Origin of the sequence: Fulvimarina fulva (assembly GCF_039652615.1) — a bacterium.
GTDB lineage: Bacteria > Pseudomonadota > Alphaproteobacteria > Rhizobiales > Rhizobiaceae > Fulvimarina.
Genome location: NZ_JBDJAC010000010.1, coordinates 55447 through 80688, shown reverse-complemented (window position 1 = coordinate 80688; position 25242 = coordinate 55447). Strand labels below are relative to the sequence as shown.

Here is a 25242-nt window from a genome sequence, read left to right as displayed (position 1 = left end):
CGGCTCGTTTTCGAAGTATCGCCGGGGACCCAACATTGACCGCTGCTTTATAAGGCAGCCCCACGTCTCTCGACTGGACGAACATGATGAAAATGGACACTCTTATCAAAGCCGGCCTGGTCCTCGGCGCAGCCGCTCTGTTGTCGGCCTGCTCCACGGGTCCATCGTCGCGCGTCTCGACGATCTCACCGATGAACGCGCAGGTCGCCGCAGCCTATGCCGGCCCCTCGACGCTCAACTCCGGCAGCGTCGCCGCTGTGTCCAATCCCGATTATGCGGCGGTCGTGGACGACAGCTACGCGCTTCCGGCGATCCCGTCCGAGAAGATCGACCCGCAATATCTGCGTCAGGAAGTTTCCTATCCTGAAGGCAGCAAGTACGAACCGGGCACGGTGGTGGTCGATACGCCGAACCGCTTCCTCTATCTCGTTCAGCCGAACGGCATGGCGATGCGCTACGGTATCGGCGTCGGCCGCGCGGGCTTTTCCTGGTCGGGCGATGCTTATGTCAATTCCAAGCAGCATTGGCCGAAGTGGCATCCTCCGGGCGAGATGATCGACCGCAAGCCGGAATTGGAACAGTACCGCAATGGCGGCATGGAGCCGGGCCTCACCAATCCGCTCGGCGCACGCGCCCTCTACCTTTTCCAGAACGGCAAGGACACGCTGTTCCGCATCCATGGAACGCCCGAATGGTGGACCATCGGAACGGCCGCTTCGTCCGGTTGTATCCGCATGATGAACCAGGACGTCATCGACCTTTACGAGCGCGTTCCGCGTCAGGCCAAGGTCGTGGTCAAGCAGGGCCAGGAACGCCTCGCCCAGCGCTGAGGCAAATCGGAGCGCGACACATCCGTGCTCCGCAACAGACTATGACAAGGCGGGGGACGCCTTCAGGCCGGATATCTCGATGGGAGATATCCGGCTTTCTCGTTGGAGGAGGGCTCGACGCGCCCGCTTTCGGCGTTGCCCCTGCCAGGGTCACCGGGCTTCATGGTGGAGCCCGCGCACTGGATGATACGTATCCGGCTGATGAAGCTGGGGACGGTTTCCATCCCGCGCACTGCATGAGCGGATTTAAATCCCGTGACCGAGAAGCCGCCAAGCGGAATTTCTCTTCATGCAACGGCGCGTTTTTTCTCCGTCTCAAGCCGCAGCTTGCTTTTTTCCGCGATTCTTACGATTTAGGGGGAAAGCGCCGCACCTGCGTTCGTCGCACCCCTTCGTGCGACCTGAAATGGCTTGCGGCAAGGGCCGCTCCCGAGCGGCCCGTTTCAATTTGAATGTCCCCTGGAGGGGACGACTGATAAGGAATACGAATGGCCAAGGAAGAAGTTCTGGAGTTTCCCGGCGAAGTCGTCGAGCTTCTGCCAAATGCGACGTTCCGCGTGAAGCTGGAAAACGAGCACGAGATCATTGCCCATACCGCGGGGCGTATGCGCAAGAACCGCATTCGCGTTCTCACCGGCGACAAGGTGCTTGTCGAAATGACCCCTTACGACCTGACAAAGGGTCGAATTACCTATCGTTTCAAATAGTCGTTCGCCGCGCCGAACAACGCAACGCCGTAAAGAGTCCTCATGCTGATACTCGCCTCAGCTTCGCCGCGCCGTCTGGCTCTGCTGCAGCAGGCCGGTATAGAGCCGGATGTGATGATGCCGGCCGATCTCGACGAGACGCCTCTGCGCAACGAGCATCCGAGGTCCCTGGTCAAGCGGCTCTCGCGTGAGAAGGCGGAGGCGACCGCTAAGCGTGTCGTCGAACTCAATTACGACAACACCTATGTTCTTGCCGCCGACACGGTTGTCTGCGTCGGTCGCGACATCATGCCGAAGACGGAGCTTCAGGAGGATGCGCAGGCCTGCCTGCGGATTCTGTCGGGGCGTGCCCACCGGGTTTACACCGGTGTCAGCCTGATCACCCCGCGCGGCGCTCTGCGCCAGCGGATCGTCGAAAGCCGGGTTCGGTTCAAGCGTTTGTCGAGGGAGGATATCGACAGGTATCTGAACTCAGGCGAATGGCGAGGCAAGGCAGGCGGCTACGCTATTCAGGGCAGGGCGGGTGCCTTCGTCGTCCGGCTGATCGGCTCCTACACCAATGTGGTGGGGCTTCCCCTTTACGAGACGGTCAATCTTCTGGTGGGGGAGGGTTACGACATCGATTCACGGACGGGTTTGCAGCTCGAAGGGGACGGTCAGGAGACGGTGTCGCCGACACCCATCGGCGAGGCGGAAGACCAGCCGGAGCCGAACCACGAAAAAGACGCTGCCCAAGCGACACCATGACTGATACGACATCGAAAGTGACGCCGCTGCGCCGCAAGCGCAAATGTCCTGAATGCGGCCGCGAGTCGTCTCGCGAGCTGTTCCCGTTCTGCTCGGAACGGTGCAAGGCGGTGGACCTCAATCGCTGGCTGGCGGGAAGTTACGTTATTCCCGGTCCGGCCGTTTCTGCGGGGGAGGGCGACGAGGAGAGTTAGCCGAAAGGCTCGCGACCATGCGAGCGATCGACTCTTCTTCCCGTCTGACGGTCGCGAAATCGACCGGTTTGCTGTTCGAAGGAGCGACCGAAAGCGATTTCAGCGCTGCGCTGACGAGTTCGACCAACTCACGATCATCATCGAAGCTCACGCTTGCATTCCTCCCGATGAGAGGTGTGTCCCTCGGGATAGACAGTAATGTAAATCCGCTGCGGACACCATTACGTCATTTGTTAAAAATTGATTCTTGGCCCTACTCTTGTGTCTGTGACGGATTATTTTGCGTCGCGACTAATAGGTTCGGCTTTTCTATCGACTGTTGATTTATTGCTGATGGTCTCAGCGTCCGTCAGGCCCCGCTGAGCTGGCTTTGCGTCAAGCCTCCCGCTGCTCGATAAGATTCATCAGGATTCGATCGATCACGTCTAAATCCTTTGGGCGCGACAACCGGTGATCGCCATCCTTGATCAGCGTCATCGTCGCATCGTCCGCCGACAGGCAGGCCATCAAGGCCAGAGCGTGCCCATAGGGCACATCGGGATCTTCCATTCCCTGAATGATGGCGACCGGGCATCCCGTCTCGATTGGCCCATCCATCACGAGATTGGCCGCGCCATCGTCGAAGAGCGCCTTGGTGTAGATATTCGGTTCGTCGCTGTAATCGGACGGCTCTTCGAGGCGGCCTTTCGCCTCGATGTCGGCGAGATCCGACGGGCTGAGACGCGGACGCATCAGCCGTTCCGTGAAATCGGGAGCGGGTGCAAGCAGGAGGAGGCCTTCGACAGAGAGGGATGCCTGTCCCGCTCTTGCGCGGGCGAGAAGGTTGAGGGCGATCCAGGCGCCCATGGACGAGCCGACGAGAAGCACGGACTGTGCGCCAGAGGCTTCGATCGCGGCCAGCGCATCTTCGGTCCATCGGGAGATGGTTCCTTCCTCGAAGCGGCCGCCCGATTCGCCGTGGCCGGAATAGTCGAGGCGCATGAAGGCGCGGTCTTCACGGGCGGCGATTTCAAGCAGGTGCTCGGCCTTCGTTCCGCGCATGTCGGAGCGATATCCGCCGAGCCAGACGATCGTCGGGCCTTTCCCATTGCGCGTCCGGTAGGCGATCTGCCGCGTTTCGCCGCTTTCGCCAACGCTCACCTCATGGCCGATGTCCCGGTCGCCGTCCTGCATGGCATCATCCTTCCGCGCTTGTGTTATCCATCACGATCCATGGGTCTTAAGAGCGCCCCGCGGCGTGTCAAAGACGGGGTGACGGAATAATCTTCTGAATGCTACGAATGTCATGGCCTCATGTGCCTTGACTTTCCGGGGCCACCCCGTCACATCCTCACATCGTGGACGGCCACGAAGGTGAGCAGTTTCGGAGCGTAGCGCAGTCTGGTAGCGCATCTGGTTTGGGACCAGAGGGTCGCAGGTTCGAATCCTGCCGCTCCGACCATGCTTGGTTTCGCCGGCACCGTCGGTTCATATCGCGTGAGGATCACCATGGTCGCGAGGATTTATAAACCAACGCGCACCGCCATGCAGTCGGGCAAGGCCAAGACGCAGGAATGGCTGCTGATCTACGAACCGCAGGAACCCAAGCGGATCGACCCCCTGATGGGCTACACCTCGTCCGGCGACATGCTCAGCCAGCTTCGCCTGTCGTTCGACACCCGCGAGCAGGCCGTGGAATATGCCGAGCGCAACGACATTCCCTATCGCGTGGAAGAGCCGAAGGAAACCAAACGGGTTCGCGTCGCCTATGCCGACAACTTCAAATACGACCGGCGCCAGCCCTGGACCCATTGACGGATTTTGGATCCCTCGCGTGATTTTCTCCTGTCGATGACCTATCATTGACGGCATGGTCCCATAGCTCAGCTGGATAGAGCAACGGCCTTCTAAGCCGTAGGTCCCAGGTTCGAATCCTGGTGGGATCGCCATAAATTTCAAATCACCCTTGTTTTCAAGTCTTTGGGGTTGCGTTAGGGGCAGAAAAATCCGCGTCAGGGGATAGACTGTTCACGTTCGGTTTCTTCGACGCCTCAATCGCCATGGCTCTTGCGTCGGCGCGGCGCGTGTAATGAGCCGCCATCTTATCAGAAGACCACCCGAAATACGCCTTCAACTGGCTGTGCGTGCCGCCGCTCTTAGCCATGATGGTCGTGATCCGTTTGCGCACGCCCTCCGGCGCAGCTGTGCCGCGAGCCGAGCTGACCGAGGCGCTGTACCGCGCCGTTTTCGACAAATGGGCCGAGCGCGGCTTCTCTGCGCTGAGCCTCCAGCGGGTTGCCGCCCGCGCCGGTGCCGGCAAGGCGGCGATCTATCGTCGCTTCTCCTCCCGCCTGGCGTTTGCCGATGCGGCGATTTCCGCGCTCGGTTTGCTGCTCGCCTTGCCGATAGCCGGGCACGCGACGCTCGAGGAAGACGTCTTCGCCTTCCTCCTTCAGACATGCGCGGTGCTGCGCCATCCGCTGGTCCGCCGGATCCTGCCGGATCTTCATGCCGAGGCCGCCCGGTCCCCTGAGATGCGGGCGATCAACGAGTGCGTGGCGAAAGCGCGGCGGCGCCGCGGGAGGCCCTTATGGACCGGGCTGTGGATCGCGGCGAACTTCCCGACGGATTGAACCGGGACCTCGCCCTCGATCTGCTCGCCGCCCCGCTCTACTGGTGGATGATCGTCAGGGGTGTCAGGCCGACGCGAGACGACCTGAAGGCGCAAAGCCGCGCCATAACGGCGGGCCTGAAGACCCTGGTGGGTGAGGCGACACCGAACTGACGCTCGCTCGGTTCGGCCTCTTCGAGCCCTGCCCCCTGCCACCCGTCTCGAATGACAGGGGGTAGGGCCTTTTTCGGCGCGTGCTATTGCCCGAACAGGCCACCGGTCTCTGGCGGCCGCGCATCGCCGGTCTTGGCGTCGTAGTTCATGCGGACTTCGGCGCCATCGTCCATGAAGTAGACGATCTCGTACTCCCCATCCGAGAAGGAAACGCTCTTGATCGCGTAGAAGCCCGGCCGTCCTTCGGTCTTGGCGATCACTTCGGAAAGCTTGACGCTATCAGCCGGCGGCAGCTTCGCAAGCGGGTCGGGTTGGCTATCGGACTGGGCGAAGGCGCTTGTCGCGGCGAACAGGCTGAGGGCCATGACGATTGGTGCTGTCTTCATGCGGAAATGATCCTTTTTTCGATGGGGATGTTTTTCCGTTCGCCTTGAACGGGAGGTGATGAGGCCTTTGTTTCAGTCCTGAGGTTGCGCAAGTCTGCCCCTTGCGCGTGAGACCCAATCTCGGATTGGGGTCTTATGCTCCGGCGCTTTGCTGTCGCACCGGCTTTTCTGACAACGGGCTGCCATCGTCCTGCCAGGGGCGCTAGCCGAACACGTCCGCGACGTAGCGTGTCGCCTCGCGCTCGATCTCCTCGGCCCAGGCTTCGGCGGCTTCACGGCTGACATTCATGGCCTCCTGATAGATGCGCAGGAATGTGTCGCGGACCGAAGCGGCCATCCGCGTGCCGTCGCCGCAGACGAAGACACGCCCGCCGGCGCGAAACAGCTCGGCAATCTCGGCGCGGTCGCGCCAGATCGCATCCTGCACATAGGCGACGCCGTCCACGGGCTTTGCGGAAAACGCCATGCGCAGGTCGATAACGCCGTTGTCCTGCCAGCGCTCCAGCTCGTCCCGGTAGAGAAAATCCGTCTCGGGATCGCGCACTCCGAAGAAGAGAAGTGCCGGGCCGATCGCCGTCCCGCCGTGCTGCAAAGCGGCGCGCTCTTCGATGAAGCCCCGGAACGGGGCGATGCCACTGCCAGCACAGACCATGATGATCGGCAGTGTCGGATCTTCAGGCAGATGGAATCCGACCTGACTTGGCCGAACGGTGGCGCCGAAACTGTCCCCCTCGGCAAGGCGCGCCAGAAAGGTCGACGCGACCCCCTCATAGCGATGAGCGCCGCCCCGTGCAGGCGCGGAGAGGACCGAGACCGTCAGAGCGCAGCGCCCCGCGTCGACCAGCGGCGAGGAAGCGATCGAATATTGCCGGGCACGCATTGGCGGCATGGCGGCGATGAAGTCGCTAAGCGCGAAGTCGGCCGACGAAAACCGCTCCAAAAGGTCGATGAGGGTGACTCGCTTGTCGAGAATTTCCGCCGAATAGACTTCGGGGTTCGACAGGTGCCTGGCGGCTTCCCGTTCCGGCGGGCAGGCGATCGCCTCGACAAGGGCCGCGACCTGACCGGCGGTCGCGGGCTGCTGCAATTCGAGATAATCCGCAAACAGGGTTTCGGCCGCCACGGGCCGGTCCACCGGCAGCAAGGACGAGACACCCGGCGCGCTCTTGATGACGATCTCGGTATCCGGCGCGAGGGAAAAGCGCGTCAGGACACGCCGCACCGTTTGCGTTGGATTGCTGGCTAGCACCGCCAAATAATCGCCGGCACGATAGCGCATTTCGGCAGGCAGCGCGATTTCGATATGCCGTTTCGACCGAGCGCCCTCTTTGCTCATGTCGACCAGCTCGCGGTTCGCGATGACGGTGGCGCGCTGCATCTCGTCAAGCTTCAGCGCGCGCTCGCGGACGCCAGAGCGAATCTCGACCTTGAGAGACGCAAGGTCCCCGCCGCTCGCCTGGCGCCCCTCGGCAGCCGCGAGGGCTGGCCACAGGGCGCCGAACCAGCTTTCGAAATCGCCGAAGATATTGCCGGCGGCATCCCCTTCGCCGCGTTGTAAAAGGGGTCCTGCGCCCGCCTTCGTCAGGGCTTTCTCGACACGTTTGGGGATGGCCTGATAGGTGCGCGCCCATTGCCGATTGCCGCAACCGAAGACGGCGAAGCGGCCCCCGGCCAAAGCGCCCGCCGGCAGCCCCTCAATCGCGGCAAGAAACTGCCCGGCATTGGCGGGGGGCTGGCCTTCGTAAGAGGCCGTGACGAGGATCAGCGGCCCGTCCTTCGGCAACCCCTCGGCATATTGATCCATTGGGGCGGGCGTTGCCTCATAGCCACGGGCGACGGCCTCCCCGGCGATGCGCTGGGCGAAGGCTTCGCTGGTGCCGGAATTGCTGCCGTAGAGAACCGTGAGCGGGCCGAGATCGGCTTGCGGCTTCGTTTGTTCCGGCGATGCGACCGGCTCCAGCTTCTCCGCACGCTTCGGGCTGTGCGTCCGCGCCACCGGCCTGTCGCCAGTGTCGCGGCGGCGCGCATGAATGCGCAGCCCTTTCGGCTTGAGCGTCAGCGTCTCGCTCACGACGAGCTTATAGTCGGCATCGGCAAGGCTGATGTCGAAGCGTTGCAGCATCAGGGCGAGCACCACCACCGCCTCCTGCATGGCAAAGCCACGACCGATGCAGGCCCTTTGGCCGTTGCCGAAAGGCTTCCAGGCATGAGGCGGCAGCTTGGCGGCCTGCTCCGAGGCGAAGCGTTCCGGCCGGAACTCTCCGGGCGCCTCCCAGACGGCGGGGTCTCGATGCAGAACGGGCGTCAGAATGAGAAGAACATCCTCCGGCGTGACCTTGTAGCGGCCATCGATCGTCGTCGTCTCGCGCGCATGCACACCAAAGGCGGGCGCCGTCGGCCATAGGCGCAGCGTCTCCTCAAGAACCTGTTCGAGATAGGAAAGGCGGCCGAGATCCTCAAAGCCCGGCGTCGTGCCCCCGAGTACCTCGTCCACATGCGCCTTGGCTTTGGCGAGCGTTTCGGGATGCTTCAAGAGCAGCCAGGTCGCAAAGCTTAAAAGCCCGCTGGTGGTCTCATGCCCGGCCACCAGGAAGGTGATCATCTGATAGCCGATATTCTCGCGGCTGAGCGTTTCGCCGGTCTCGGGGTCCCTGGCGGTCAGCATCCGGTCGAGAAGGTCGCCGCGTTCGCCGAGACGCGGATCGCGGATGCGCTCTTCGATAAGGCGGTCGGCAACCTCGCGCAGGACCCGCGTGTCGGATTCGAACAGGCGATTGCGAAGCAAGTTCAAACGGCCGACGCCATGGGGCAGACGCGCACGCCGGCCTGCTTCCTCCAGCGCCCGGGACATGGCGTTGACGAAGGGATGCAACTCGCTCTGATAGAAGCTGTTGAAGCGGAAGTCGAAGGCCGACAGCGCGATCGTGTCGAGGGTGAGACGCGTCATGTTGTCGGCGACGTCGATCACCGCCCCGTCCCCGAAACGCTCCCAGCGCGTCATCATCTGTTCGGCGATGTCGAGCATCCGGTCGAACATCGATCTGAGGCCCAAGGGACCGAAGGCCGGCATCAGCAACCGGTGTGCCTTGCCCCAGTTCGGCTCCTCGTCATAGGCGGTGAAGAGACCGTCGCCGGCCACCGTGCGGGCTTCTTGGAGGGGCCGATGCAGCGCCTTTTGAAACCGGGTCTCGTCGCACAATTCGTGGGCCAGCGCCTGACTGCCGACGATGACGAGGCTGTTGCCGAGGATGTCCAGGCGAAACAGCGGGCCATTGGCCTCGGCCATCCGAATGATACTCTGAACGGGGGCCTCGGGATCGATCTCGGCCAGATTGCCGATCAGAGGCAGTCCCTTGGGGCGTGGAATCACGTGGCTCATGGCGTCTCTCGCTCTGGCGTAACGGTCGAAGCTGCGGTCTGGCGGCCCCGGCGTCGGTGCTTTGCGCGGATATAGGAACGCGGTTCGCAGATGGAAACCCACGAGTTTCCAATCGACCCCTTTGATATCGCAGTTTAGGAGTTGGTTCATGAGCGACGACAAGGCGAATACCGAACTTCCTCCCCCCCTGCTGGAGAGCGCTCTGGCGGAATTCCGCCGGCACGGCTTCAACGATGCCAATGTCGGGCGGATCGCGTCAGCGGCCGGAATGTCGAAGAAGACCATCTACAGGCATGTGCCGTCCAAGGAGGCGCTTCTTGAAGCGGTGATGCACGTCATGGTGACGAGGTCGGTCGGTCCCGTGACGACCGCCGCTCCCGGCCTGACCCCGGCCGAGTGGCTTAAGGCCTTCATGAAGGCCTTCGCCACGCTCACCTTTTCCGAACACGGGATTGCTTCCTATCGTGTCGTCATGAGCGAGGGGCAGCGCTTTCCTCATGTCGCCGCTCTTTATGTCCAGACCGTCAAACGCCTCGCGATCAGGCCGCTCGCCGACCAGCTCGCGGCTTACGCCAAGGACGGCAGGCTCGAAATACGACAGGCCGAACGGGCCGCCATGATGCTCGTGTCGATGATCGTCGCCGAAGGGCTGCGCGATGCGGTTCTCGGTCTCGCCGAACCGCCCCGAGGCGCTGAGCTGGATGCGCTGGTCAATGAGGGCGTCGACATTTTTCTTCACGGCATCGCCCGCGAGCCGTCCCCTCGATAATCGCCATTCCCGACCTGATCATCGTGTTCCAGCGCTCCCTCTTCGTTGCTCGGGAACGGCCGGGCAGGCGGGCGGTGCCATGGAGACCCGCGGCGATCGGGAGGCGATCTATCATCGCCTTGCCGAGGGCGATGTGCGTGCGATCATGCCGAGCCTCAACGAGATCTTTTGCGTCCCGGAGCGCGCAAAACCCGTGTGACCGCTTCGCGATCCCGGAGTTTGGATCACTGTGCTGGCGCGCTCAGGTTTTCCGGTTTCACAAGCCCGTCCCAACAGGACGACAGTGCTATGGTTTTGCGGGACGCAAGCGCAGGTTCGTAGAAGTGATAGAGGTCCTCGATCGCGTTCGTGACCGGACATCTTGGATAAAGGACGAGATCGGTCGCTTCGAGTTCGGCAAGAACCGTCTCGCTCGGCTCCGGCACGGTGCGATAGGGATCGGCACCGATCGGCACACCTTTGGGCGCATGCCTGTCCATCAGGTAGGGAAACGGATTGGTGAAGTTGAGACTGAAGATCGTGTCGAAGCGCACATCGTTTTCTGTCTCATAGGCTTCGATCGCTTCAACGCCTTCGTCCACGGCGCGCAGCCAGGCGAGCTGCGCATCCTCTTCGGTATAATAGGTAAAGCTCGGCAAAATTCGGTTTTCGGCGAAGGCCTCGAATGTTTGAGGAAAGCGCTTGTAAAGGTCGAGGACTGTGGCCGAGCGCTCGACGATTTCCGGGCGCTGGCTCACCTGATCCAGCGTCTTCATATGCGGCAGATCCATCGTGACATATTGCGCCTGCCCGACGGCTGCTCTGACCGCGCGATGAACCGTGGAGACAAGGAGCGGCAACGTCGCGGCGGCGGCCAGGATCAGGCAGGCGATGCGCAGCGTTCCTTTCAACTCGTTCGTATTCAGGAGAATGGCCAGGATGACTGGCCAGATGAAGACGAAGGGCTGGCTTCCCGTATTCTGGGTCTCGAAAAAAAGGCCGGCGAAAAGCGCGACGCCGAGCCAGATCGCGCCGCGATCGAACAGAACTGCTGCGCGGGAGAGAGCCATATCCGCTGGCAGTGCCTTGAGCTGCTTCAGCAGGTCGTGGCGCTGGGCATAGAGCAGAAGCAGGCAAAGCAGCCCGGCGGACGCGCAGATGCCGAAATGGAGAGAGCCAGCCTGCAGGAAGCGCTGGAGGAGAACGCCGTCGTTCATGATGGCGAGCGTCGTCAGGTCGGCGACATAGGCGGAGGTCACGCCGGTCGCAGCTTCGAGGGCGATGAGGATAACCGCGAAGCCTGCGAAGACGACAAACCCTTCCCTGATGCTTACCCGGCCTGCGAGAATGGCAAAGGCGCATAGCAGACCGCCGGAGACGAAACCCGTTATCTTGGTCAGGAACAGGGCCGTCATCGTGCCGACCAACACCGTCAGCAGGACGCTCCGATTGGTCGCGAAGATAAGCGCGGCGGTGAGAACGTAGAGGAGATGAATGCACTGGCGGTTGTAATAGCCGAAGCCGTCAATTCCCGGATAGGACGAAAAGGGTGTTGCGTTGAACGGCAGCGCCACGAAGATGAGAAATGGCAGAAGCAGGCAAAACGCGGTGGTGCGTGAGTGCCTGTCGACATCCATCAGCACGGCTGCAAAGAGGGGCGCTGTGACGACCAGCATCATGTACTGGGCGAGAAGCGCCGGCTGGGCCTGGGAGAAGATGTCGTTGAGAAGGGCGAACAGCCAATAGCCGAGCGGACCGGCGGGAGCGAAGAAATCGACCGAAGGCATCTGGCCGTCTGCAAGGCGGTTCGCTGCGTCGAAATAGATGAACGTGTCCCAATAAAACGCCCCGATCGGTACGGTGAGCGGAAGCGCCAGCAGCGTGAAAAGAAGAACCGTTGCAAGGCCCAGAAGCAGCACCGGTGATGTCAAACCAAGTCGTAGACCCGGAAGCCGTGCGGGTTGGCTGGTGATATCGGACATGGGTTGAACGGACCTTGGACGCATAAACGGGCAGCGCCAGCATGAGCCGTGGCCGTTAGGGAACCGTTACTCGCCGTCAAGCAGAGGGTCGAAGAGCCGTCGTCGAACCACCTGTTTCTCGCGCTTGCCATCACGAGCATGACTGGTAATCGGAACGGGTCACGCCCGCTTGATTCCATTTCCAGAAGAAGACGCTTTCCATGACCTTTTCGCTGACGACCTGGAATATCAACTCCGTTCGCCTTCGCGCCGAAATCGTCGTGCAGTTCCTCAAGATGGAACAGCCCGATGTCCTGTGTCTTCAGGAGACGAAGTGCACGAACGAGCAGTTTCCTCATTCGGCCTTCGAGGGGCTTGGCTACGACCATGTCGCGCTTCACGGCCAGAAAGGCTATCACGGGGTGGCCGTTCTCTCGAAACTGCCCTTCGATGACGTGGTGCGGCAGGATTTTTGCGAGGTGGGGGATGCCCGCCATCTCTCCGTCAGGCTGGCGGTCGGAGACCGCAAGATCCGGGTGCATAATCTTTACGTGCCGGCTGGCGGCGACGTGCCCGATCCGGAAGCCAATCCGAAATTCCGGCACAAGCTGCAATTCGTCGAGGAAATGCGAAAGATGCGCGCCGAGGGCGAACAGGGCGTCTCCGCTCTCTTGTGCGGCGACCTCAATATCGCGCCCTACGAGATGGATGTCTGGTCCCACAAGCAGATGCTCAAGATCGTCTCCCATACGCCGGTCGAGACCGAAGGCCTTGTCACAGCGATGACCGAAGGCGGCTGGACCGATCTGATGCGCCAGCACATTCCGATGGAGGAGAAGCTCTTCACCTGGTGGAGCTACCGGGCCAAGGACTGGGCGGCCTCCAATCGCGGCCGGCGTCTCGATCACATCTGGAGTTCGGCCGATATCGCCGGGACACTGTCGGATGTCAGCGTCCTGACCGATGCCCGTGGCTGGGAGCGGCCCTCCGACCATGTGCCGGTAACGGCCCGTTTTGCCGTGTGAATACTGACGGGCAAATGAATTGATCTCAGGGTCAATTCTCGTCTTATACGAAATCCGTTCGATCGCTTCGCGATAACGGATTTGAAGAACACTCAAACGCCGCGCGGGCTGCAGCCGGGCCTTCGACAGCCAAGCGGTGCTTGCAAACCTCTGGCGGTATGAGCCGCCGTTTCAGCGCCAGCGATTGGAGAGTTTCTGATCCTCGGCATCGCGCGCCTCGTTGAAGCCGAGCAGCCAGAGTTTGGCCCGCGCCGAAGAGCCCGGATAGGGACAGGCCCCTTCGTTCCGGCCCTGCTGAAAAGCGGTCCGTCCGGCTTGATAGAAGGCGCGTTCCGCCTTGGCCATGTCGATTGCATAGGCAAGGTTCGAACGTGCTAGTTTGGTCGCCGCCTGAGGCGACAAAACCTGCATTTCGTCGTGCATGTTGATACCACCGTACTCAAACAACAAACCGACGAGCCGAAGCCGCCGCCGCTCAACGCAACCGCTCGGTCCAGGCAGCTGCATCGACAAAATCACCGATTACGGTTGCCCGACGTTTAATGAACGCGAAAATGTGAGGAATTGCGAGTCTTTGTTACTTAGCCGACAGTACGAGGCGATTGACAACCCTGTCTTTGCTTCGCTTCGTGTCTCGATATCGTCTCAAGGACCCCAAAAGCCTTCGCCGTCCCTGCGTCCGGCGCCGGCGATGGATTTCAAGCGGCGAGCGTGCGCTTGATCGCGTTTTCCCAAAGGACAAGACGCCGGCCCCGCTCGACCGCAGCCATCTTCGGCTGGAACTGGCGCTCCAACCGCCAGCGCTCGGCGAACCCGGCCTGATCCGGCCAGACGCCGGCAGCGTGGCCGGCGATCCAGGCAGCGCCAAGGGCCGTGGTCTCGAGGACCACCGGCCGGTCGACTGGTGCGTCCAACAGATCGGCAAGGCGCTGCATGGTCCAGTCGCTGGCCACCATACCGCCATCGACGCGGAGAACCGTGTCCGCGTTACCGGAGAAGTCCTGCCGCATGGCGCGCAGAAGATCGGCGGTCTGGAAGCACGTCGCTTCAAGCGCCGCCCGCGCGATTTCCTTCGGGCCGGATTTGCGCGTCAGGCCGTAGATCGCGCCGCGCGCTTCCGCATTCCACCATGGCGCGCCAAGGCCGGTAAAGGCGGGCACCATGACGACGTCCTGACTGGCGTCCGCCCCGTCCGCCATGGGGCCGGTTTCCTCGGCGCGGTCGACGATACCGAGCCCGTCCCGCAGCCACTGAACGGCCGCGCCCGCAACGAAGATCGAGCCCTCAAGGGCATAGGTCGTCTGGCCCGAAAGCCGGTAGGCGACTGTGGTCAAGAGCCTGTTGGTCGACGGCACGCGATCCGCGCCGGTGTTGAGAACGGCGAAACAGCCTGTGCCATAGGTGCTCTTCAGCATGCCGGGCTGAAAACAGGCCTGACCGAGCGTTGCTGCGTGCTGATCGCCGGCAATGCCACGGATCGGAATGCCTGCGCCGAGGAGCGAGGCGTCGGTGACGCCGAACTCCGCGTCGCAATCCTTCACTTCGGGAAGGATTGCGCGGGGCACGCGCAAGAGCCTCAGGAGGTCGTCGTCCCATGCGTTTTCGGAGATATCGAAGAGCTGGGTCCGGCAGGCATTCGTCGTGTCGGTCGCGTGAACCTTGCCTCCCGTCAGACGCCACAAAAGGAAGGTGTCGACGGTTCCGAACGCAAGATCACCAGCATCAGCCTTTGTCCGTGCGCCGTCCACATGATCAAGCATCCAGGCGATCTTCGTGCCTGAAAAATAGGGATCGATCAGGAGCCCGGTCTTTTCCGTCATCATCGCCTCGGCGCCGTCGTCATGGAGCTGGCGGCAGATATCGGCCGTGCGACGATCCTGCCAGACGATGGCGTTGTGGATCGGCTTGCCGGTCGCGCGGTCCCAGATCACAACCGTCTCGCGCTGGTTGGTGATGCCGATGGCGGCGATGTCGGAAGCGGAGATCGAGGCGTCACTGAGCGCCGTACGGATCGTTTCGATTACCGACTTCCAGATATCCTCCGGATCGTGCTCGACCCAGCCCGAGCGGGGAAAATGCTGGGCAAATTCCTTTTGGCCGACGCCGACGACGCGAAACTGGTCGTCGAAGACGATCGCCCGCGAGGATGTCGTTCCCTGGTCGATCGCAAGTACATATCCGGACATATTGATTCCTCCTCCAACTTCGAACGAAGTCTAGCGCCGTAGCGCGTTTCGGCGAACCCCTTGAAGGTTGCCGGGAACCCTGATCCTGTTCAAAGAACGCCGGGGAATCGCTCGTCGATCAGCTTGACCTCGGATTCTCGCCAGTCACCATCGCGGGCTTCGCGCGGGCGGTCGATCTCGTGGACGCCCCGCACCGTCGACGGGCGCTCGGTGAGGAAGACGATCCGGTCCGACAGCTGCACGGCCTCGCGCAGATTGTGCGTGACCATGAGCGCCGTCGTCCGGCGGGCGGACCAGACCTCGATGAGGAGCTGACGCAGGCGCGTCGCCGTCATCTCGTCGAGCGAGACGAAGGGTTCGTCGAGAAGCAGGAGGCTGGGCCGGATCGCGAAAGCGCGGGCGAGGGCGACCCGGCGGGCAAGGCCGAGGGAAAGCTCGGTCGGAAATCGCCGGCGCATCTCCGACAGGCCGACAATGGCGAACAGTTCGTCTAAATTTTCGCCGGCCATGTCGTCCGGGAGCGCAAGGCGCACATTCTGTTCCACCGTGCGCCAAGGCAGGAGGCGTGGTTCCTGGAAGACGACGGCGATCCGGCCATTCTTGTCTGGCCGGGAAATCGTCCCTTCGTAATCTTCGTCGAGACCGAGAACGATGCGCAGCGCCGTCGTCTTGCCGCAGCCGGAGGGGCCGATCAGCGTCGTGAACGACCCCTCCGGCGCGGTGAAGGCAATATTTTCAATCGCATGGATCGCTTGACCATCGGCGCTCCTGAACACCTTGCCCGAGATCGAGACATCGAGCGGGTGCGAGGCTGCCATGGAGCCGGCTTCGGGATGCTCGCTTGTCAATTCAGCTCCGCCGCCACCGTGTCGTGTGGGCTTCCAGTGGCTGGACGATGAGGAATTCGATCAACAACATGACGGCGACGAAAGCGAGCGTATAGGCGAGGATGCCGGCGACATCGAAGAGCTGGAAATAGAGGTTGATCTGGAAACCGACACCGTTGGAGCGGCCGAGAAGCTCGACGACGAGGGCGATCTTCCAGATGAGGGCGAGCCCCGAGCGCGACGCGGCTGCGAAATAGGGCTGGAGCTGTGGCAGCACGACATGGCGCATGCGCTTCATCGCACTGAAGCGATAGACCTCGGCCATCTCCCGCAGATCCCGGTCGAGGGCGCGGGCCCCCTCGCGCATGGTGACGACGACATTCGGGATCTTGTTGACGGCGATTGCCCCGATGGCCGCCACCTCGTTGAGGCCGAACCAGATATAGGCGAGCACGATGACGACGAGCGCCGGGATGTTGAGGAAGAGGATCAGCCAGGGGTCGAAGAAGCGATTGGCTTCCCGGCTGACGCCGAGCCCGATCCCGATCGCCGAACCGATCACCATGGCGAGGATGAAGGCGAAGAACACCCGCATCAACGTCATGGCGAGGTTGAACCAGAGTTCGCCCGTCACCGCGTCCCTCCAGAACGCCTCGAAGACGGCGGGCGGGCCCGGAAGCACCCGGCTGTCTGCAAGGATCGCACTCACCCACCAGATGGCGAGGAGGCCGATGAGCGAGAGGGCTGTGACGGCTTTCGGTGTCAGACCGCGCATTGCGCGCCGATTAATGCGTCCTTCGCTGGCCGTCCCATGGATATCAATCGCCATGGCCGAGGCCGGTGTGGTAGGTCCCCTCCATCAGCGTTTCGCTGGGGCCGACCAGCTTTTCGCCGCCGATCTGGTAGAGGAGAGCATAGAGTTTTTCCGTATCCTTGACCTCGTCTGCGGCGCTGCGTGCGGGAATGCCTTCGCGATAGCGCTCGATAAGGGTCTGGTATGCCTTGTCGTCCTCCGGCTTCATCAGTGGGCGAAGCGTCTCCCATGCTTCATCGGAAGTCGCAAGAAGGTCCTTGGTTGCGCGATCGGCGCTAAGAAAGCCCTCGATGGCCGCCGGATGTTCTTCGGCAAAGCTCTCGCGGAAGACCCAGCCGATCGAAGCCACGGGGCCTTCCGTGCCCATGGCGATCGCAGCATCTGTGCCGGAGATCAGGGGCTTGAAGCCGTCCGCCTCCAGCCGTGCGGCATAGTGCCAGAAGTTGAGCACGGCATCGAGCTCGCCGGATCGGGCCTTTTCGGCCAGCAGCGGCGGCGCGCCGAAGGCGATCTCGTTTTCGGCTGAAAGATCTGTGCCGAAGTCCCGTTTCGCGAGCGCCTGGATCAGCAGCCAGTTCTTGTCGAGCGGCCCGCCGGCAACGCCGATCGTCTTGCCCTTGAGGTCGCCGAGATCTGAGACATCGCTGTCGCCGGGGATCATCATCGAGCCGACCGAGGTGGAGTAGGGCGCGAAGGTGTAGTCGGCGCCGCTCGCGCGCTGGCGCGATACCCAGAGCCAATCCGACACGATCATGTCCACATCGCCCGCCTGAAGCGCGACATTGGATGCGCTCTCGCCGGCAAAGGGCACGATCTCGACATCGACCCCGTTCGCCTCATCGAGGCCCTCGCGGGTCATGGCGTCGAGTTCCCAGTTCACCGTTCCGTATTTGAGAACGCCGATGCGCACTGGCTCGGGGCTGTCGCTCCTGTCCTGTGCGACGACCGTGCCGCAGGCAAAAAGCATGGCGGCCGCAGCCAGCACGATGCGCATGGATGTCATATCGCCGATCCTCCCAAAATCGTCGAAATCTCTTCGATCGCCATCTTACAGGAATCCGATCCTGCCCGTCAGGGGCGCGAGCAGGACTTTGGGACAACGGGACTTTTTCCCGGGTTCCCTTCGTTTCAAGGTCAGGACCTGGTGTCGATCGCCTCGGCGATCGCGTCAGCCGTCTTCAGAAGCCGGATCGTGACCGGAACGGCGAGCGCGACGATGGACCGTCGCCCGCCACGGGCGGCCTGCGCCTCGCGAACCTCATCGACCACCTGCGACACGAGTGGGATGAAGCGGATCGTCAGAGATATGGCGAGGCTGGTCTTTTCAACATTGACGCCGAACCGCTCGAAGGGGCCGAGCGCGGTCTCGATCGCCGCGACGAGATCGCTCGTTCGCGTCGTCAGGGTGACGAGCGCTGCCGCGAGAATGAGTGCGGAAAAGCGCGTGAGGACAAGAACGGCTGTATCGAGGCCGGCCAGCCAGAGCTGGGCCGCGAATAGAATTGCGAGCACGAAGGCTGCAGGCCGAATCTGCCGCAAGATCATGGAGCCGGAAAAGCCGGCGACGAGATAGGCGGCGGCGACTGCGGCGAGGCCGCCTGCCGACAGTGCGATCTGCGGAACCGAGAGGAGCACCGTGCCGAAAACAATCAGCGCGATCAGCTTGTGGCCGGCTTTCATGCGGTGGAGAAAGCTCGTCCCCGGCCTATAGAGCCCGGCGATCATCGCGTCAGCTCGACATAGAACGGGATCGCCTCGGCGGGCGGTCCGTCGAACGCGATCCGGCCCCCCTCGAAGACGATGACGCGGTCAAAGCCGGAAAGTCGATCGAGATCATGCGTCACGAAGACGATGTTTTGTGAAATCTCCGAGACCGTGCGCATTACCCGGTTGGTGTTGCGCCTGTCGAGAAGCGTGGTCGGCTCATCGAGGACGAGCCAGTCCGGCTCCAGCGCCATGACACCTGCGAAGGCCACCATCTGACGCTCGCCGCCTGACAGTTCATGGACGAGTCGATCTTCGAAGCCCTTCAGGCCATAGCGTTCGAGAACGCTTTCGATGCGGGCTTCGATATCGGCCTTCGGCCATTTTCTCGCTTTCAGACCGAAGGCGATATCCTCGCCGACCGTCGGATAGACGATCTGGTTGTCGGGATTCTGAAACACGAAGCCGACACGCCGCCGAACCTCTTTCGTCTTGGCCTTCGTATCGAGCCCATCAACGGTGACCGTGCCCTCGCCGGGCAGGATCAACCCGTTGAGGAGGCGCGCGAACGTGCTTTTTCCCGATCCGTTCGCACCGATAATCCCGATGCGTCGTTCGACGAGTTCGAGTGTGAGATTGTGGAGGACGAGCGTATCGTTCCGCCTGACCGAGACGCAGTCGAGACCGATCATGCGCCCGGCTCTAACTGCGGGCTTCGACCAGCGGATAGGCTCGTTTCAGCGTGACGATGACCAGCGCGGCGACGACCGCCTTGACGATATCGCCCGGGATGAAGGGCGCGGAACCGGCAAGCGACGTCCAGAGCGGAATGCCGGCGACGAAGGCTGTGAAGGGCACGCCGATCGCATAGATCACGAAGATGCCGCCGATAAGACAGTTCAGAAATGCCATCGGGAAACCGAGCTTGCGCCAGTTTCGCTCCGTCAGCCAGCCGATGACATAGGCTGCGGCGATCCAGCCGAACAGGTAACCGACCGTCGGCCCGGCAAAGACTGAGAGCCCGCCGCGTCCGCCGGAGAGCAGCGGGAGGCCGATTGCCACGAGAAGCAGGAAAAGCGCCATCGAAAGCGCCCCGCGCCTAGCGCCGATGATGCCGCCCGCAAGCATCGGCCCAAGCGATTGTGCGGTGATGGGCACCGGTATGACCGGCACCGCGAGCGGCGGAAACGCTCCGAGAACAGCCATCAATGCTGCAAACAAGGCGATCAGAACGATATCGCGGGTTGTCATTGATCTGGATCCCGAAAACGCGTCGATGATGCGAGCGTGCCTAGCCGAGCCGCTCCGGTTCCGCAATGCAAACTAAGACGCTTTAGCGTGCTGGATATTCACCGCCGCGCGCCAACGACGTGTTCGTTCGCGATCAAAGATCGGCGTCAGTCTTAAGGACGGTCTCGACCGTATCGAGCACGAGCTCGACCATCTCATTCGTCGGCTCGATCTCAAGATCGCCGTGCACGATACGGTTTCGGGTGTCGACCAGGTTTCGCAAGGCCTCTTCGCGTTCCTCTTCGATATAACCTTCCATCGAGAGTGATTGCAGAACCGTACCAGGGGCAAATCGCTTTACGGAGGCTTCCCCGGTGTCGATATAACGGAAGCTCGCCTCCAGAAGAGACCATGCTGCCACGAAAGCGAGGCGAGAATGGCCATTCTGCAAGAGATCCCGAGCGTCCGCGATCCCTCGGCTAATCTGCGCTCGCTCCGGTTTCGGGATGACCCCACCCCTACGAATGTCGGTGATGAATATGTTGAGACTCCAATCGTCACGATCCTTGAAGCGCTGTCTTACCTCTTCAATGTCGTTCCCATCTGTCGGCGAACCGCGGAACTTGATTTCAACCGCAACGCGTTCGTCGCCCTTGCGAGCGATCGCATCCGGCACGTAGCTTTTGAAAAATGGTGGAAGCTCAGACGGCTCGCGAAGGACTTCGAAGGTATAGCCTTGAGCTTCGTAGCGCCGTTGAACCGTCTGAAGCGCGGTCTGCTCGTCGGCTTGCGTTACCGGTAGCGAAGAAAGCGATATCATCCTACCTGCCTCCAGCTCAGATCGTCTTCCAACCGAATATAAACGACAGGTTGGTCCTCTTCGATAGCTTTCGAAAGCTCTGTCGTCTGGTTTGCGAACGTCCAGCCACCACCCGGTTCGAATTTCTGCACAGTGACTCGCTCGATCGCGCCATCATCTAGATAAGCAATGCCAATTAACGCATCCAGGATCGGTTTGACGATGTTGTCGATGTCGCCTGCCATCTGATCTGTGGGACAATAGTAGATCATCGCAGAAATGGGGCGGCCATCAGGTGTCGTAGCGCCGTTGATGGCTGAAATCTGCTTGTCTGCTGCCTCCGCAACGCGCCGCTTCCAATCCTCTCTGCTTTTGGAGCTTTTCGTCTGCTGTGTCCTCGGGGTGCCGATAACGAGAAATTCGAGCGGATAGAGCTTTGGCGTTTCTGACATCTCTTACTCGGCTGCTCGGCACAGTGACTCTAGGCGCTCAAATCGCTGTTTCCTCGGCATGGGCGATGTAGCGCTCGCGCAGGCGGCGGGTGAAGTCTCCGGGGGCACCGGCGCCGATTGTCGTGCCGTCGATCGAAACGACCGGCATGACGAAGGCGGAGGCGGAGGTGACGAAGGCCTCCTGTGCGGCTTTGGCCTCCTCGACGGTGAAGGGACGCACCTCCACGCTGCGGCCTTCCTGTTCCGAAAGGCCGACGACGGCGGCGCGGGTGATGCCGTGCAGGATGTCGTTCGACAGATGCCGGGTGACGACCGTGCCGTCCGCCTTGACGATATAGGCGTTGTTCGAGGTGCCTTCTGTGACGAAACCGTCTCCATCGACCATCCAGGCATCGTCGGCACCTTTGCCCTTGGCCTCCATCTTGGCCATGGAGGGATAGAGCAGCTGCACCGTCTTGATGTCGCGTCGGCTCCAGCGAAGATCGGGAACCGTCGCGACCGTGATGCCGGTCTTCGAGGCCGGCGTCTCGCGCAGGGCCTTTTCCTGCGTGAAGAGGACGAGGCTCGGTTCGGTCCCTTCGGGCGGAAAGGCAAAGTCCCGCTCGGCGGCGCCGCGCGTGATCTGCATGTAGACGAGGCCATCCTCGATCCCGTTTCGGGAGATGAGATCGCGGTGGATGGCGAGAAGGTCGTCGTCGCTCGCGGGGGATGCCATGGCGAGTTCGGACAGCGAACGGCGAAGCCGCTTCATATGGCCCGAAAAATCCACGAGCTTGCCCGAGAGCACTGCCGTCACCTCGTAGATGCCGTCGGCGAAGAGGAAGCCGCGATCAAAGACAGAGATCTTGGCTTCGGTTTCGGGGACGTAAGAGCCGTTGACATAGATGATGCGGGGCATGTGCGCTCCTCCTCGACGGGGCGGTGAAACCGAGGTCGATGTATCGTCATCATCGCGCTATGGGAAGGCAGAACGATGCGGGGAGGCGAGCCGGACGTGCTTTCTCTCCCTGGGCGCACTCGCAAGGGTTTGAAGCGCCGGCCTCGGGGGCCGTCGGACGAGGCAATAACGGAGCCGGTGCATTGATGAATGGTCTGAGGCGTGGTCTTGCCAGTCTCGGTGCGCGGATCGCAACGAGCGATCCAAGCCGCGCGCGCCTGCGGATGGCCCTGCGCACGACGCTCACCGTCATCGGCGTCGGGATAGCCCTGGCGCTTGCCCACCTCATTCATCCGCTTCCCTTCACGGCCTATGGCGTCGGCATTGTCACGGCGCTGCAGGGCGCGCTTGCCGTGCGCGATATCGGCACGCGCCAGCGCGCTATCACGCGCTTCTGGTGCGGTCTTGCGGGCCTTGCGTCGATCGGTGTCGTCACTCTTCTCTTGCCGGTCCAGGCGGGGGTCGAGATGTGGTTTCTCGTGGTGATTTTTGGTGCCGTTTATATCCGGCGTTTCGGCGTTCGGTGGAACGCTGTCGGCATGTATGCCTTCATGTGCACTTTCATCGCAGGTTATCTGAAACCCGGCGCCGGGGATCTTGGCGGCATCGCGGTCGCTATTCTGATCTCGAGCGTGGTTGCCCATATCCTGCGCAACACCGTCTTGCCCGAACGGCGCTCGAAGGATTTCGAGATCGCGATCATCGCGGTCGGCTCGCGGGCACGGTCGCTGTCGCGCCTGTTCGCGCTGGCTGGGAGCCGGGACGCCGGTGCATTGCGCGAGACGTTGATCGGCGCGGAGAACGAATTGCGCGACGCGCTTCTTGTCGCCGACGGCGACCTTCCGGTGAGGGCCGCGAGCGAAACGGCGGAGCCCGCGCGCCGTGCCATGGCGGAATGCCTGATGGATGTTCAGGTGATCGCGGAGATCAGAACCGCTGCGATATTCGCCGAACGGCCCGATCGCGCATTCGAAGCCCGGATCGACGCGCGCTTCCATGAAGCACTCGGCCGCATGCACCGCCTGGCGCGCGAATTGCCGGCCGAGGCATTCGAAGGCAAGGCCGTACCGCTTCAGCGTCCGCCGGCGCCCCAGTTCACCGGCCTGGTCTCGGACCCGGCCCTGCGCACGGCACTGCAGGTCACGCTCGCAACGGGGATCGCCATGGGGGGCGGCCTCCTTCTTTCGCCCACCCGCTGGTTCTGGGCGATTCTGACCGCCTTCCTTGTCTTCACCAATGTCCAGTCGCGTGGCGATACGCTGATTCGGGGCTTGTCGCGAGCGGTCGGAACGCTGTTGGGCATCGTTTTCGGCATCGGGCTCGCGACGCTCCTTGCTGGCGATGTCGTTCTCTCTTCGGCTCTTGCGATCGTCTCGATCTTCGTCGCCTTCTACTTTCTCATCGTCTCCTATGCGGTGATGACTTTCTTCATCACAATCGCGATTTCGTTGATCTACGGGCTGATCGGCGTCTTCACGCCCGACCTTCTCATTCTTCGCCTCGAGGAGACGCTGATCGGCGCGCTCGCCGGCATCTTCGTGAGCTTCGTGGTTTTCCCCCGTACGGCCCGAGGGGCGGCGGACGACGCGGCCCGGGATTATTTCAAGGCGGCGCAGGGCTCCCTCTCCGCGATTTCGGCAGCGCTGCGGGGCGAGCACGGCGCGGACAAGCTGGCGCTGGAACGGGCGCTCGACCGGTCCTATGACGGTGTGGTGACGGCTGCGAGGGGGATCGGCAGCCCCTGGCAGATGCAGCGCCGTCCCGGCCCCGTGCGCCGGACGCTGTTTCGCATGCGAGGGCTCGCCCACTTCGTCCACGTGCTCGGCGGCCATGTCTCGCGAGGAGATCTTTCGGGGGTGGATCGCGAGGCGCTGGCGAGCGAAGTCGACAGCCTCGCGGCAAAGCTGGAACAACTCGCTGCGCAATCCGGCTATTTCGACAAGGGCTCCCTTCTTCCGCCGGTGGTGGGGAGTACGGACGTGACGAACCGGGACGAGCCGCGTTTGATTGTCGCCGTAATGAACAGGATCGTCGACGGTTTTCTCGCCGAAGGCCGATAGACGCGAAAGACCGCTCCGGCATCCGGCTTGTTGTCCGGTGTCGATGGCTGAAGAACGGGGCTCATAAAAAAGGCCCCGGCGTCGATCGCTGGGGCCTTCTCAGATCATTCGTTACAGCGTCCGTGTCACCGATGCCGGCGACACGGGGCTGATATCAGCATCAGTTCGAGGAGCCGTCCGTCGGCGCGTCGGTGGACGGGCTCTCTTCAGCAGCGGCGTCGCCAGTGGCACCGGCATCGTCGGCCGTACCGGCTTCGGCACCGCCGGAGGCGGAGTTCAACTCGGCATACTTGCCGTCGTTCCACTCGTACATGACGTAGCCCGGCAGGGTTACGTCGCCCTTGTCGTCGAAGGACAGGTCACCGATGACGGTGGAGAAGTCGCCGCTGTTGAGCGCTTCGACGACCGGGTCGAAGTCGGTGGAGCCGGCTTCGTTGGCTGCATCGGCCCATGCCTGGATCGCGGCGTAGGTGTAAAGGACGTAGCCTTCGGTCGTCTTGCCTTCGGCCTCGAGCTTCTCGACCACCGGCTTGGCGGACTCGTTGTTGCGCGGATCGGGCGAGAAGGTCATCAGGGTGCCCTGGCCGGCATCGCCGGTGATGGCCCAGTATTCGTCGGTGACGAGCGCGTCACCCGACATGATGACCGTATCCATGCCCTGCTCGCGCATCTGGCGCGCCATCAGGCCGGCTTCGGTGTGGTAGCCGCCGATATAGACGAGGTCGATGCCGGCCTGCTTCATCTTGGTGACGAGCGAGGTGTAGTCCTTTTCACCGGCCGTATAGGCTTCGACGAGGGCGGGCGTCTTGCCGGCTTCCTCGTAGTATTTCTGGGTCTGGTCGGCGAGGCCCTTACCGTAAGCGGTCTTGTCGTTCAGGATCGCGACATTGGCATCGGGGAAGTTCTCGGCGATGTAGGCGCCGGCGACTTCGCCCTGCTGGTCGTCACGGCCGCAGACGCGGAAGATGCCGTCGCCCGGGCGCTGGTCGGTGTAGTCCGGATTGGTGGAAGCCGGCGTGATCTCGATGATCTGCTCGTCGGCATAGACCTGGGACGCCGGGATCGAGGAGCCCGAGCAGAAGTGACCTGCCACGAAGGGCACGCCTTCGGACGCGAAGTTGTTCGCGACCGCCACGGCCTGTTTCGGATCGCACGCGTCGTCACCGATGGAGAGCTGCAGCATTTCGCCGTTGACGCCGCCGGCTTCGTTGATGTCAGCCACAGCCTGTTCGGCGCCGACGCGAAGCTGCTCGCCGAAGCTTGCATACTGGCCGGTCATCGGGCCTGCGACACCGATCGTGATGTCAGCCTTGGCCGCGCCCGTGAAGACGAGACCGAGTGCCGCGCCGGCTAGAAGTGCCTTTTTCATGAATGCTCCCTGGTCGATTTGTTGTGCCCCGGTAAGGGGATTGGGTCAGGAATGGGGTTCCATGCCTGAGGCGGATTAAAGACGGTCGAAATCACTTTGGCTAGTCGTTTCGCCGCTTTTTTC

General features: G+C 62.2%; 26 protein-coding genes, 2 tRNA genes and 1 pseudogene. 12 read left to right on the top strand and 17 right to left on the bottom strand.

Translation table 11 applies throughout. The annotated features are described in order from the left end of the window. Nucleotides 1-86: 86 nt before the first annotated feature. From ABDX79_RS14320 to yacG, 4 genes are all read left to right on the top strand, one after another. On the top strand, nucleotides 87-830 hold the full coding sequence (locus ABDX79_RS14320) for a L,D-transpeptidase (protein ID WP_463671178.1): 744 nt from the start codon (nucleotides 87-89) through the stop codon (nucleotides 828-830). A 488-nt stretch (nucleotides 831-1318) separates the two neighbouring features. Further along, entirely contained in the window at nucleotides 1319-1537 is a 219-nt protein-coding gene (gene infA, locus ABDX79_RS14315) for a translation initiation factor IF-1 (protein ID WP_007065640.1), read from the top strand. Nucleotides 1538-1579: 42 nt separating this feature from the next. Further along, nucleotides 1580-2284, top strand: coding sequence for a Maf-like protein (locus ABDX79_RS14310; protein WP_346220982.1), 705 nt, complete (start codon nucleotides 1580-1582; stop codon nucleotides 2282-2284). Next, nucleotides 2281-2478 carry a DNA gyrase inhibitor YacG gene (gene yacG, locus ABDX79_RS14305; RefSeq protein ID WP_346220981.1) on the top strand — a complete coding sequence of 66 codons (198 nt, stop codon included), beginning with the start codon at nucleotides 2281-2283 and terminating at the stop codon, nucleotides 2476-2478. Before ABDX79_RS14310 ends, yacG begins: the two co-directional genes overlap by 4 nt. A gap of 375 nt (nucleotides 2479-2853) precedes the next feature. Here the strand turns inward: yacG and ABDX79_RS14300 are convergent, their stop codons facing one another. Beyond that, on the bottom strand, nucleotides 2854-3651 hold the full coding sequence (locus ABDX79_RS14300) for an alpha/beta hydrolase (RefSeq protein WP_346220980.1): 798 nt from the start codon (nucleotides 3649-3651) through the stop codon (nucleotides 2854-2856). 191 nt (nucleotides 3652-3842) lie between these two features. On the opposite strand from ABDX79_RS14300, the gene ABDX79_RS14295 reads away from it, so the two are divergent. The 5 genes from ABDX79_RS14295 (at nucleotide 3843) to ABDX79_RS14275 (ending at nucleotide 5242) form a co-directional block, all read left to right on the top strand. Further along, a tRNA-Pro gene (locus ABDX79_RS14295) sits at nucleotides 3843-3919 on the top strand. A 47-nt stretch (nucleotides 3920-3966) separates the two neighbouring features. Continuing rightward, nucleotides 3967-4272, top strand: a complete 306-nt coding sequence (locus ABDX79_RS14290; protein ID WP_346220979.1) for an ETC complex I subunit — start codon at nucleotides 3967-3969, stop codon at nucleotides 4270-4272. Nucleotides 4273-4329: 57 nt separating this feature from the next. Further along, nucleotides 4330-4406 (top strand) — tRNA-Arg (locus ABDX79_RS14285). Between the two features lie 213 nt (nucleotides 4407-4619). Beyond that, nucleotides 4620-5090, top strand: coding sequence for a TetR family transcriptional regulator (locus tag ABDX79_RS14280; RefSeq protein ID WP_346220978.1), 471 nt, complete (start codon nucleotides 4620-4622; stop codon nucleotides 5088-5090). Next, nucleotides 5048-5242 carry a TetR/AcrR family transcriptional regulator C-terminal ligand-binding domain-containing protein gene (locus tag ABDX79_RS14275; protein WP_346220977.1) on the top strand — a complete coding sequence of 65 codons (195 nt, stop codon included), beginning with the start codon at nucleotides 5048-5050 and terminating at the stop codon, nucleotides 5240-5242. Before ABDX79_RS14280 ends, ABDX79_RS14275 begins: the two co-directional genes overlap by 43 nt. Nucleotides 5243-5325: 83 nt before the next feature. On the opposite strand, the gene ABDX79_RS14270 is transcribed toward ABDX79_RS14275, so the two are convergent. Next, nucleotides 5326-5628: a PepSY domain-containing protein gene (locus tag ABDX79_RS14270; protein WP_346220976.1), complete on the bottom strand. Its 303-nt coding sequence runs from the start codon at nucleotides 5626-5628 to the stop codon at nucleotides 5326-5328. Nucleotides 5629-5830: 202 nt separating this feature from the next. Continuing rightward, on the bottom strand, nucleotides 5831-9007 hold the full coding sequence (locus tag ABDX79_RS14265) for a bifunctional cytochrome P450/NADPH--P450 reductase (RefSeq protein ID WP_346220975.1): 3177 nt from the start codon (nucleotides 9005-9007) through the stop codon (nucleotides 5831-5833). A 148-nt stretch (nucleotides 9008-9155) separates the two neighbouring features. On the opposite strand from ABDX79_RS14265, the gene ABDX79_RS14260 reads away from it, so the two are divergent. Beyond that, the gene (locus ABDX79_RS14260; protein WP_346220974.1) at nucleotides 9156-9776 is read left to right on the top strand and encodes a TetR/AcrR family transcriptional regulator; all 621 of its coding nucleotides are present in this window, start codon (nucleotides 9156-9158) and stop codon (nucleotides 9774-9776) included. Nucleotides 9777-10000: 224 nt separating this feature from the next. Here the strand turns inward: ABDX79_RS14260 and ABDX79_RS14255 are convergent, their stop codons facing one another. Further along, nucleotides 10001-11737: a hypothetical protein gene (locus ABDX79_RS14255; protein ID WP_346220973.1), complete on the bottom strand. Its 1737-nt coding sequence runs from the start codon at nucleotides 11735-11737 to the stop codon at nucleotides 10001-10003. 200 nt (nucleotides 11738-11937) lie between these two features. On the opposite strand from ABDX79_RS14255, the gene xth reads away from it, so the two are divergent. Further along, nucleotides 11938-12741 carry an exodeoxyribonuclease III gene (gene xth / locus ABDX79_RS14250; protein WP_346220972.1) on the top strand — a complete coding sequence of 268 codons (804 nt, stop codon included), beginning with the start codon at nucleotides 11938-11940 and terminating at the stop codon, nucleotides 12739-12741. A gap of 171 nt (nucleotides 12742-12912) precedes the next feature. Here the strand turns inward: xth and ABDX79_RS14245 are convergent, their stop codons facing one another. From ABDX79_RS14245 to ABDX79_RS14190, 12 genes and pseudogenes are all read right to left on the bottom strand, one after another. Continuing rightward, a complete protein-coding gene (locus ABDX79_RS14245; protein ID WP_346220971.1) occupies nucleotides 12913-13164 on the bottom strand; it encodes a ribosome modulation factor in 252 nt (83 codons plus the stop codon). Nucleotides 13165-13439: 275 nt separating this feature from the next. Further along, the gene (gene glpK, locus ABDX79_RS14240; RefSeq protein ID WP_346220970.1) at nucleotides 13440-14927 is read right to left on the bottom strand and encodes a glycerol kinase GlpK; all 1488 of its coding nucleotides are present in this window, start codon (nucleotides 14925-14927) and stop codon (nucleotides 13440-13442) included. Nucleotides 14928-15016: 89 nt separating this feature from the next. Beyond that, nucleotides 15017-15745 (bottom strand): ABC transporter ATP-binding protein, encoded by a 729-nt coding sequence (locus ABDX79_RS14235; RefSeq protein ID WP_346220969.1) that lies wholly within the window; start codon nucleotides 15743-15745, stop codon nucleotides 15017-15019. A 31-nt stretch (nucleotides 15746-15776) separates the two neighbouring features. Then, complete coding sequence (locus ABDX79_RS14230; protein ID WP_346220968.1) at nucleotides 15777-16529, bottom strand: ABC transporter permease; 753 nt, start codon at nucleotides 16527-16529, stop codon at nucleotides 15777-15779. 43 nt (nucleotides 16530-16572) lie between these two features. Beyond that, on the bottom strand, nucleotides 16573-17571 hold the full coding sequence (locus ABDX79_RS14225) for an ABC transporter substrate-binding protein (RefSeq protein ID WP_346220967.1): 999 nt from the start codon (nucleotides 17569-17571) through the stop codon (nucleotides 16573-16575). 131 nt (nucleotides 17572-17702) lie between these two features. Then, nucleotides 17703-18293 (bottom strand): energy-coupling factor transporter transmembrane component T family protein, encoded by a 591-nt coding sequence (locus tag ABDX79_RS14220; RefSeq protein WP_346220966.1) that lies wholly within the window; start codon nucleotides 18291-18293, stop codon nucleotides 17703-17705. Continuing rightward, nucleotides 18290-18964, bottom strand: a complete 675-nt coding sequence (locus ABDX79_RS14215) for an energy-coupling factor ABC transporter ATP-binding protein (RefSeq protein WP_346220965.1) — start codon at nucleotides 18962-18964, stop codon at nucleotides 18290-18292. The genes ABDX79_RS14220 and ABDX79_RS14215 overlap by 4 nt, the downstream gene beginning before the upstream one ends. A gap of 10 nt (nucleotides 18965-18974) precedes the next feature. Beyond that, nucleotides 18975-19523, bottom strand: coding sequence for a biotin transporter BioY (locus tag ABDX79_RS14210; RefSeq protein ID WP_346220964.1), 549 nt, complete (start codon nucleotides 19521-19523; stop codon nucleotides 18975-18977). A 133-nt stretch (nucleotides 19524-19656) separates the two neighbouring features. Next, nucleotides 19657-19923, bottom strand: a complete 267-nt coding sequence (locus tag ABDX79_RS14205; RefSeq protein ID WP_346220963.1) for a HepT-like ribonuclease domain-containing protein — start codon at nucleotides 19921-19923, stop codon at nucleotides 19657-19659. 132 nt (nucleotides 19924-20055) lie between these two features. Continuing rightward, a pseudogene (locus tag ABDX79_RS19750) lies at nucleotides 20056-20322 on the bottom strand (hypothetical protein); the annotation flags it as partial. Continuing rightward, nucleotides 20319-20753: a RusA family crossover junction endodeoxyribonuclease gene (locus ABDX79_RS14195; RefSeq protein ID WP_346220961.1), complete on the bottom strand. Its 435-nt coding sequence runs from the start codon at nucleotides 20751-20753 to the stop codon at nucleotides 20319-20321. The gene ABDX79_RS14195 and the pseudogene ABDX79_RS19750, both read right to left, overlap by 4 nt. Nucleotides 20754-20790: 37 nt before the next feature. Then, on the bottom strand, nucleotides 20791-21651 hold the full coding sequence (locus tag ABDX79_RS14190) for a D-amino-acid transaminase (protein ID WP_346220960.1): 861 nt from the start codon (nucleotides 21649-21651) through the stop codon (nucleotides 20791-20793). Nucleotides 21652-21836: 185 nt separating this feature from the next. Here ABDX79_RS14190 and ABDX79_RS14185 point away from each other — a divergent pair, with 185 nt between their 5' ends. After that, nucleotides 21837-23750, top strand: a complete 1914-nt coding sequence (locus ABDX79_RS14185) for an FUSC family protein (RefSeq protein ID WP_346220959.1) — start codon at nucleotides 21837-21839, stop codon at nucleotides 23748-23750. A gap of 160 nt (nucleotides 23751-23910) precedes the next feature. Here ABDX79_RS14185 and ABDX79_RS14180 read toward each other — a convergent pair whose 3' ends face one another. Further along, on the bottom strand, nucleotides 23911-25119 hold the full coding sequence (locus ABDX79_RS14180) for a branched-chain amino acid ABC transporter substrate-binding protein (RefSeq protein ID WP_346220958.1): 1209 nt from the start codon (nucleotides 25117-25119) through the stop codon (nucleotides 23911-23913). Between the last annotated feature and the right edge of the window lie 123 nt (nucleotides 25120-25242).

Excerpts from the sequence above, each read along its gene's own strand:
- ABDX79_RS14320 (WP_463671178.1), top strand. The coding sequence starts at position 87 with ATGAAAATGGACACTCTTATCAAAGCCGGCCTGGTCCTCGGCGCAGCC.
- infA (WP_007065640.1), top strand. The coding sequence starts at position 1,319 with ATGGCCAAGGAAGAAGTTCTGGAGTTTCCCGGCGAAGTCGTCGAGCTT.
- ABDX79_RS14310 (WP_346220982.1), top strand. The coding sequence starts at position 1,580 with ATGCTGATACTCGCCTCAGCTTCGCCGCGCCGTCTGGCTCTGCTGCAG.
- yacG (WP_346220981.1), top strand. The coding sequence starts at position 2,281 with ATGACTGATACGACATCGAAAGTGACGCCGCTGCGCCGCAAGCGCAAA.
- ABDX79_RS14300 (WP_346220980.1), bottom strand. The coding sequence starts at position 3,651 with ATGCAGGACGGCGACCGGGACATCGGCCATGAGGTGAGCGTTGGCGAA.
- ABDX79_RS14290 (WP_346220979.1), top strand. The coding sequence starts at position 3,967 with ATGGTCGCGAGGATTTATAAACCAACGCGCACCGCCATGCAGTCGGGC.
- ABDX79_RS14280 (WP_346220978.1), top strand. The coding sequence starts at position 4,620 with ATGATGGTCGTGATCCGTTTGCGCACGCCCTCCGGCGCAGCTGTGCCG.
- ABDX79_RS14275 (WP_346220977.1), top strand. The coding sequence starts at position 5,048 with ATGGACCGGGCTGTGGATCGCGGCGAACTTCCCGACGGATTGAACCGG.
- ABDX79_RS14270 (WP_346220976.1), bottom strand. The coding sequence starts at position 5,628 with ATGAAGACAGCACCAATCGTCATGGCCCTCAGCCTGTTCGCCGCGACA.
- ABDX79_RS14265 (WP_346220975.1), bottom strand. The coding sequence starts at position 9,007 with ATGAGCCACGTGATTCCACGCCCCAAGGGACTGCCTCTGATCGGCAAT.
- ABDX79_RS14260 (WP_346220974.1), top strand. The coding sequence starts at position 9,156 with ATGAGCGACGACAAGGCGAATACCGAACTTCCTCCCCCCCTGCTGGAG.
- ABDX79_RS14255 (WP_346220973.1), bottom strand. The coding sequence starts at position 11,737 with ATGTCCGATATCACCAGCCAACCCGCACGGCTTCCGGGTCTACGACTT.
- xth (WP_346220972.1), top strand. The coding sequence starts at position 11,938 with ATGACCTTTTCGCTGACGACCTGGAATATCAACTCCGTTCGCCTTCGC.
- ABDX79_RS14245 (WP_346220971.1), bottom strand. The coding sequence starts at position 13,164 with ATGCACGACGAAATGCAGGTTTTGTCGCCTCAGGCGGCGACCAAACTA.
- glpK (WP_346220970.1), bottom strand. The coding sequence starts at position 14,927 with ATGTCCGGATATGTACTTGCGATCGACCAGGGAACGACATCCTCGCGG.
- ABDX79_RS14235 (WP_346220969.1), bottom strand. The coding sequence starts at position 15,745 with ATGGCAGCCTCGCACCCGCTCGATGTCTCGATCTCGGGCAAGGTGTTC.
- ABDX79_RS14230 (WP_346220968.1), bottom strand. The coding sequence starts at position 16,529 with ATGCGCGGTCTGACACCGAAAGCCGTCACAGCCCTCTCGCTCATCGGC.
- ABDX79_RS14225 (WP_346220967.1), bottom strand. The coding sequence starts at position 17,571 with ATGACATCCATGCGCATCGTGCTGGCTGCGGCCGCCATGCTTTTTGCC.
- ABDX79_RS14220 (WP_346220966.1), bottom strand. The coding sequence starts at position 18,293 with ATGATCGCCGGGCTCTATAGGCCGGGGACGAGCTTTCTCCACCGCATG.
- ABDX79_RS14215 (WP_346220965.1), bottom strand. The coding sequence starts at position 18,964 with ATGATCGGTCTCGACTGCGTCTCGGTCAGGCGGAACGATACGCTCGTC.
- ABDX79_RS14210 (WP_346220964.1), bottom strand. The coding sequence starts at position 19,523 with ATGACAACCCGCGATATCGTTCTGATCGCCTTGTTTGCAGCATTGATG.
- ABDX79_RS14195 (WP_346220961.1), bottom strand. The coding sequence starts at position 20,753 with ATGTCAGAAACGCCAAAGCTCTATCCGCTCGAATTTCTCGTTATCGGC.
- ABDX79_RS14190 (WP_346220960.1), bottom strand. The coding sequence starts at position 21,651 with ATGCCCCGCATCATCTATGTCAACGGCTCTTACGTCCCCGAAACCGAA.
- ABDX79_RS14185 (WP_346220959.1), top strand. The coding sequence starts at position 21,837 with ATGAATGGTCTGAGGCGTGGTCTTGCCAGTCTCGGTGCGCGGATCGCA.
- ABDX79_RS14180 (WP_346220958.1), bottom strand. The coding sequence starts at position 25,119 with ATGAAAAAGGCACTTCTAGCCGGCGCGGCACTCGGTCTCGTCTTCACG.